Raw genomic sequence first — 5,857 nt, forward strand, 5'->3', positions numbered from 1 at the left:
TTGAAAAACGGGCACATGCTTGTCGCATGCACCCGCTCGTCCGGCAGCGCTCGCGCGCCGCCCCTGCCTTCCGCCGACCTTACGCCGACGGCTTGCGCGGCATCCCGAACCCGCCGAGCAGCGCCGCAACCTGACGCTTCGGCCCTTTCTTCTCGGGCTGTTGCGCGGGTTGTGCGTCGTCCGCCTGCTTCGCCGGCGCCGACGGCTCATACGGCTTCAGGAAGAAATCATCGACCGGCGCTTCGTGGCGACGGTGATGACCGCCGCGCTCGGAACCGCCCGACCGGCGCCCCGATGCGCCGCGATGCTCGTCGCGATCGCGACGGCCGCCTCGTTCGCCACCGCGTTCGCTGTTGCGATCGCCACCACGGTCACCACCGCGCTCGCCGCCGCGGTCGTCGTGACGATGGCGCGCCGGCTTGTCGAGCGTAAGCGTCTGCACGTCGAGCGGACGCTTGATCAGCTTCTCGATATCGGCAAGCTGCTTGCGCTCGTTCGGGCTGCACAGCGACAGCGCATCGCCCGTCGCGCCCGCGCGGCCGGTACGGCCGATCCGGTGCACGTAGTCTTCCGCGCTGAACGGCAGGTCGAAGTTGATCACGGCCGGCAGCTCGGCGATGTCGAGGCCACGCGCGGCCACGTCGGTCGCGACCAGTGCCTCGATCTCGCCGCGCTTGAACGCGTCGAGTGCCTGCATCCGCTCGATCTGCGTCTTGTCGCCGTGAATCGCCGACGCGACGACACCGTCGCGCTCGAGATTGCGCGCCAGGCGGCTCGCGCCGATCTTGCTGTTGCAGAACACGATCACCTGTTTCAGGCCGCGATCGCGCAGCAACTGCACGACGGCCGCCTGCTTGTCGCCTTCGGCGACGTCGTAGACGATCTGCGTGACGTTCGCGTTCGTCGAGTTGCTGCGCGCGACCTCGATCGTCTGCGGGCTGCGCAGGTAGGTCGACGCGAGCTTCTTGATTTCAGGCGAGAACGTGGCCGAGAACAGCAGCGTCTGGCGCTCCTTCGGCAGCAGGTTCAGGATGCGCTGCAGATCGGGCAGGAAGCCCATGTCGAGCATCCGGTCGGCTTCGTCGAGCACGAGGATCTGCACCTGGCCGAGGTTCGCGGTCTTCTGCTGCACGTGGTCGAGCAGGCGGCCCGGTGTCGCGATCAGGATCTCGACGCCGCGGCGCAGCTCCGCCGACTGCGGGTTCATGTCGACGCCGCCGAACACGACCGCGCTGCGCAGCGGCGTGTGCTTCGCATACGCGTGCACGTTCGCGGCGACCTGGTCGGCGAGTTCGCGGGTCGGCGTGAGGATCAGCGCACGCACGGGGTGGCGCGCCGGTGACGCGCTCGTGTTGGCCTGCGGCAGCAGGCGCTGGATGATCGGCAGCGAGAAGCTCGCGGTCTTGCCGGTGCCCGTTTGCGCGGCGCCCATGACGTCGCGGCCGGCGAGCACGACCGGAATGGCCTGCGCCTGGATCGGCGTCGGCGTCGTATAACCCTGCTCCGCAATGGCTTTCAGGATATCGGCGGCAAGGCCGAATTGGTCGAAGGTTGCGTCGACGGGCTTGGCGACAGAATCGGACATGGTGGCGTTTCGCTCAAAAGGCGCGGCGGGGACATCGTGCGTCAGGCCGGCCGGGCCTGCGCTCATCACAATTCGGAAATAGACGGAGCCGCGGCGCGCCGCGCGGCGCCGCTCTGGCGCTTGGGACCGGTTCAATGCGAACGCTGGACGCCAGGCCGTGCGGACTCCGTTCGGCGCGAATGCCGGCGGAAAGGGCCGTATTGTAGCACTGTGCGGCCGTCTGTCCGTGACAACGCCGCGAACGGCCGCACCGGCGGTTCGCGCGGCCGGCCGGTACAGGCCCGCGCGGGGCGACGCACGGCCCGCGCGGGCTATCCCGATCGGCCGGCGGCAATATCAGGGGACTGATCGCGGAGTGTCGCGTCCGGAGGCCCGCCGCCTGCCCGCGGAACGGGCGAACGGGCGGCCAGGCCCGGCAGCCGGTCGATGCGAGCGGCGCGTACGGTCCGCGACCGCGCCCGGCGCTCAGCCCTTCTTCTTTTTCTTCTCGACCTGCGCGCAATCGCCCAGCAGCGGCGGCGAATTCGGGTCGGCGATCTCGTCGCGCAGCGTCGCTTCCTTGCCCTTCGTCCACCACGTATAGCGGCCGGCCTGGTAGCGCGCGCCCGACGCCGACACGGTGTCGACGAACAGCATCTGCTTCCCGTTGACCGGCACGAGCGCGAAGCTCTGGCCGTTGCCCGCGAGCCAGTACGACACGCGCACGGGCTGCTTCTGGTTCGCGCACTGGTAGACGGCCTGCTGGCGTGCATCGGCATCGATTTCCTCGACGGTCAGCTGCGCGGCGTGCGCGACGGAAACGGCAGTGCCCGCAAGCGCGAGCGCGGCAAGGGTGTGGCGAATCATGCAGGTCCTCTCACGAGACGGGTGGAAGCGCGCCCTCCCGGAGCGCGCGATTACTGTTGACGGGCGATCGTCCCGGCTGGCGGGGATCAGGGATCGATGACGTCGGCGCACGCGTCGGTCGGCGCCGCCGCGACGTGGCCGACGAGCGGCACGATCTTGAGCCCGGCCGAAGCCACCCGGCACGGCGCGGCCGCGAGGCCGCAACCCGCGAGACTCGCGACGAGCGCCAGCGCGGCGCCCAGCTTGCCGATACGCAACCACCTCGACGCCATCGCCCTCTCCTCGTTCCGTCAGCGGACCGACACGGGCCGGACGGCCGCGGCGGCGCGCTTCGCGCGTTCGCGGGCTTCGTCGACGGTCGCGCCGGTCGCCAGCGCGACGCCCATGCGCCGCTTCGCAAAACTTTCCGGCTTGCCGAACAGGCGCAGGTCCGCGCCCGGCACCGCGAGCGCGTCGCGTACGCCTTCGAACGCGATCCCGCGCTCGTCGAGCCCGCCGTAGATCACGGCCGACGCGGCCGGGGTCCCGAGCGCCGGATCGACCGGCAGCCCGAGAATCGCGCGCGCATGCAGCTCGAATTCCGACTGGCGCTGCGACGCGAGCGTGACGAGGCCCGTATCGTGCGGCCGCGGGCTCACTTCCGAGAACCACACGTCGTCGCCGCGCACGAACAGCTCGACGCCGAACAGCCCGCGCCCGCCGAGCGCCTCGGTGACCTTGTGCGCGATCTCGCGCGACTTCTCGAGCGCCACCGCGCTCATCGGCTGCGGCTGCCACGATTCGACGTAGTCGCCCGCGACCTGCACGTGGCCGACCGGCTCGCAGAAGTAGGTGCGCGTGGCGAGCGTCGCCGGGTCGATCGCGCGCACGGTCAGCTGCGTGATCTCGTAGTCGAAATCGATGAAGCCCTCGACGATCACGCGGCCGTGGTTCACGCGCCCGCCCGCCATCGCGTAGTCCCACGCGGCCTTCACGTCGGCGTCGGTCTTCACGACCGACTGCCCCTTGCCCGACGACGACATCACGGGCTTCACGACGCACGGCATGCCGATCTTCGCAACCGCCGCGCTGAAGGCCTCGAACGAATCCGCGAACGCATACGGCGACGTCGGCAGGCCGAGCTCCTCGGCCGCGAGCCGGCGGATCCCTTCGCGATTCATCGTGAGCTGTGTCGCGCGCGCGGTCGGGATCACCTCGGCAAGACCGGCCGTCTCGATCGCCGCGAGCGCGTCGGTGGCGATCGCCTCGATCTCCGGCACGATCAGGTGCGGACGCTCGGCCTCGACGATCGCACGCAGCGCGGCGGCGTCCGTCATGTCGATCACGTGCGCGCGATGCGCGACCTGATGGCCCGGCGCGTCCGGATAGCGGTCGACCGCGATGACTTCGACACCGAGACGCTGCAACGCGATGATGACTTCCTTGCCGAGCTCGCCGGCGCCGAGCAGCATGACGCGCGTGGCCGAGGGTGAAAGCGGCGTACCGAGCCGCTGACCGATCTGCATGTGATTTCCCGCTTCTGGTGGAGGACGAAAACGGCTCCGATGTTAACACGCGCGATGACGCCGGTTGGGGGCGTTTCGACGCGCCGGCGCCCGACCGCGCACGACGCGCAGGCACGCTGCGAACGTTTTCATGCGTGAAGTGTCGGCTCGCCTGCCGCGGGGCGGGTGCGTTACTCTTACGCCTTGATCAGAATCCGATGAGGAACGAGGCTCATGTCCCACCTGTCCGCCGCCGCACGCGCACGCACCGGCCTGGTTCGCCCGTTGCGCGCGCCGCTCTGCGCGTTGACGCTTGCCACGCTTCTCGCCGCCTGCGCGATGCCGACCCATCCCGATTCCGCCGCCCCCGCGCCCGACCCGTACAACCCGGCCGCCGTCCAGCTGCTCGACGACACGAGCTGGGAACTCACCAGCTGGACGAATGCCGACGGCACGCCGCGCGCGATCCCGCACGGCGACAACGGCGAGCCGATCAAGCTCGCGCTGTCGACCGAGTCGGGCATCCGGCGCGCCAGCGGGTTCTCGGGCTGCAACCGCTACACGGGCACCTACGCGATCAAGAACGGCCTGCTGAGCTTCGGGCCGCTCGCCGGCACGCGGATGGCCTGCCCGAATTCGCTCGGCGGCCAGCTCGAGCGCGCGTACCTCGACGCGCTTGCGCACGTCGACAAGACCGGCGTGCAGATGCGCGAGCCGCAGCAATTGCAGATCGTGACCAGCGCCGGCGCAACGCTCGTTTTCACGCACCGGAGCCCTTGATGCATCACGCACGCGAAGGCTGGCCGACCGCCTTCGCGTCGCGTGTCGCGCGCGTGTGCCGGCCGCACGCGCCGCACGGCGTGAACCGAATTCACGTCGCCCGGGAATCTTGTTCGCCGGCCGGTTAAACTCGGCGGGTCGCGCCTCGCGCGCCCCTCCCTACTCCTGTTTCAAAGCATGCACACGGTAGTCTTCGGCTGGTTCGGCATCTCCGCCGTCTGGTTCCTCCTTCTCTTCTGGCGTCTCGTGCAGGCGATGCTGCCCGGCGGCGGCGGGCTCGCCGGCCGCGGCTCGATCCGCCTGTGGCTCGGCTTCGTCGCGGTATTCGTCGCGAGCTGCACGCTGACGAGCCCGCTGTCGGGCCCCGACACGAACGCGCTCGGCCATGCGTTCTCGGCGGGCTTCGCACACGTACTCGGTCCGATCGGCACGCCGGTCGCGATGGTCGTCCTGTTCTTCGCCGGGTTGCCCTGGCTGACCGGCATCGGCTGGCGGCAGTTCGCCGCGTGGGTCGACACGTCGTTCGGCGTCAAGCTGTCGCGCGACGGCGGCGACGACGACGCGCGCGGGATCGCCGACCTGCCGCGCAGCGCGCTGCATCGCGACGACGACCTCGTGCAGCCGACCACCGCGCATACCGTCAACTCGATGGCGCCGCGCCAGAACGGCCGGTATTCACGCCCGACGCTGTGGAAACCCGATCCGCAGGCGCGGCCGAAGCCGCGCGGCAAGACGCCGCCGCGGCCGCACACGGAACCCGTCGCGCCGTCGGGCTGGCTGAAGCCGACCGTGCCGCAGCGCACGCCGGTGGCGCCCGCGTCTCCCGCCCGCCACACCCCACTCGCCCCCGTCCGCGCGCGGTACGCCGCCGCCGCCCCGGCTCCGTCCACGTGCGTGCTCCCCGCGCTGTGCCACGTCCCCGCGCCGCCCAGCCTGCACCTCCCCAGCCTCCTGCGCCCGCCCCCCCCACCCCCCCATCGCCCCGCCACCGACCGCCCCCGCCCCATCCCCCCCCCACCTCTCCTCGCCCTGCCCCCCCGGCTGCACGGTCAGCGCGAGCGCTTCCGGCACCTCGACGATCAGCCACAGCGTCGACAGCCCCGCGATCTTCGCGAGCGTCTGACCGGGTGCCACCATCGCGCCGTCGCGCACGTTCAGCTCG

General features: G+C 70.8%; 5 protein-coding genes and 2 pseudogenes. 2 read left to right on the forward strand and 5 right to left on the reverse strand.

Annotated elements, in window-relative coordinates:
- Positions 1–79: 79 nt before the first annotated feature.
- From G3N62_RS34050 to purT, 4 genes are all read right to left on the reverse strand, one after another.
- Positions 80–1,651: a DEAD/DEAH box helicase gene (locus G3N62_RS34050; RefSeq protein ID WP_034190748.1), complete on the reverse strand. Its 1,572-nt coding sequence runs from the start codon at positions 1,649–1,651 to the stop codon at positions 80–82.
- Positions 1,652–2,050: 399 nt separating this feature from the next.
- Positions 2,051–2,431, reverse strand: a complete 381-nt coding sequence (locus G3N62_RS34055; RefSeq protein WP_034190747.1) for an MliC family protein — start codon at positions 2,429–2,431, stop codon at positions 2,051–2,053.
- An 86-nt stretch (positions 2,432–2,517) separates the two neighbouring features.
- Positions 2,518–2,703 carry a DUF6726 family protein gene (locus G3N62_RS34060; RefSeq protein WP_006497052.1) on the reverse strand — a complete coding sequence of 62 codons (186 nt, stop codon included), beginning with the start codon at positions 2,701–2,703 and terminating at the stop codon, positions 2,518–2,520.
- 18 nt (positions 2,704–2,721) lie between these two features.
- On the reverse strand, positions 2,722–3,936 hold the full coding sequence (purT, locus tag G3N62_RS34065; protein WP_059558146.1) for a formate-dependent phosphoribosylglycinamide formyltransferase: 1,215 nt from the start codon (positions 3,934–3,936) through the stop codon (positions 2,722–2,724).
- Between the two features lie 213 nt (positions 3,937–4,149).
- On the opposite strand from purT, the gene G3N62_RS34070 reads away from it, so the two are divergent.
- Positions 4,150–4,695, forward strand: coding sequence for an META domain-containing protein (locus tag G3N62_RS34070; RefSeq protein WP_124670612.1), 546 nt, complete (start codon positions 4,150–4,152; stop codon positions 4,693–4,695).
- A 177-nt stretch (positions 4,696–4,872) separates the two neighbouring features.
- Positions 4,873–5,523 (forward strand): annotated as a pseudogene (locus G3N62_RS34075) (DNA translocase FtsK); the annotation flags it as partial.
- Between the two features lie 207 nt (positions 5,524–5,730).
- On the opposite strand, the pseudogene G3N62_RS36480 reads toward G3N62_RS34075, so the two are convergent.
- Positions 5,731–5,857, reverse strand: a pseudogene (locus G3N62_RS36480) (efflux RND transporter periplasmic adaptor subunit); the annotation flags it as partial.

Source organism: Burkholderia sp. Tr-20355, assembly GCF_017104685.1.
Taxonomy (GTDB): Bacteria; Pseudomonadota; Gammaproteobacteria; order Burkholderiales; family Burkholderiaceae; genus Burkholderia; species Burkholderia seminalis.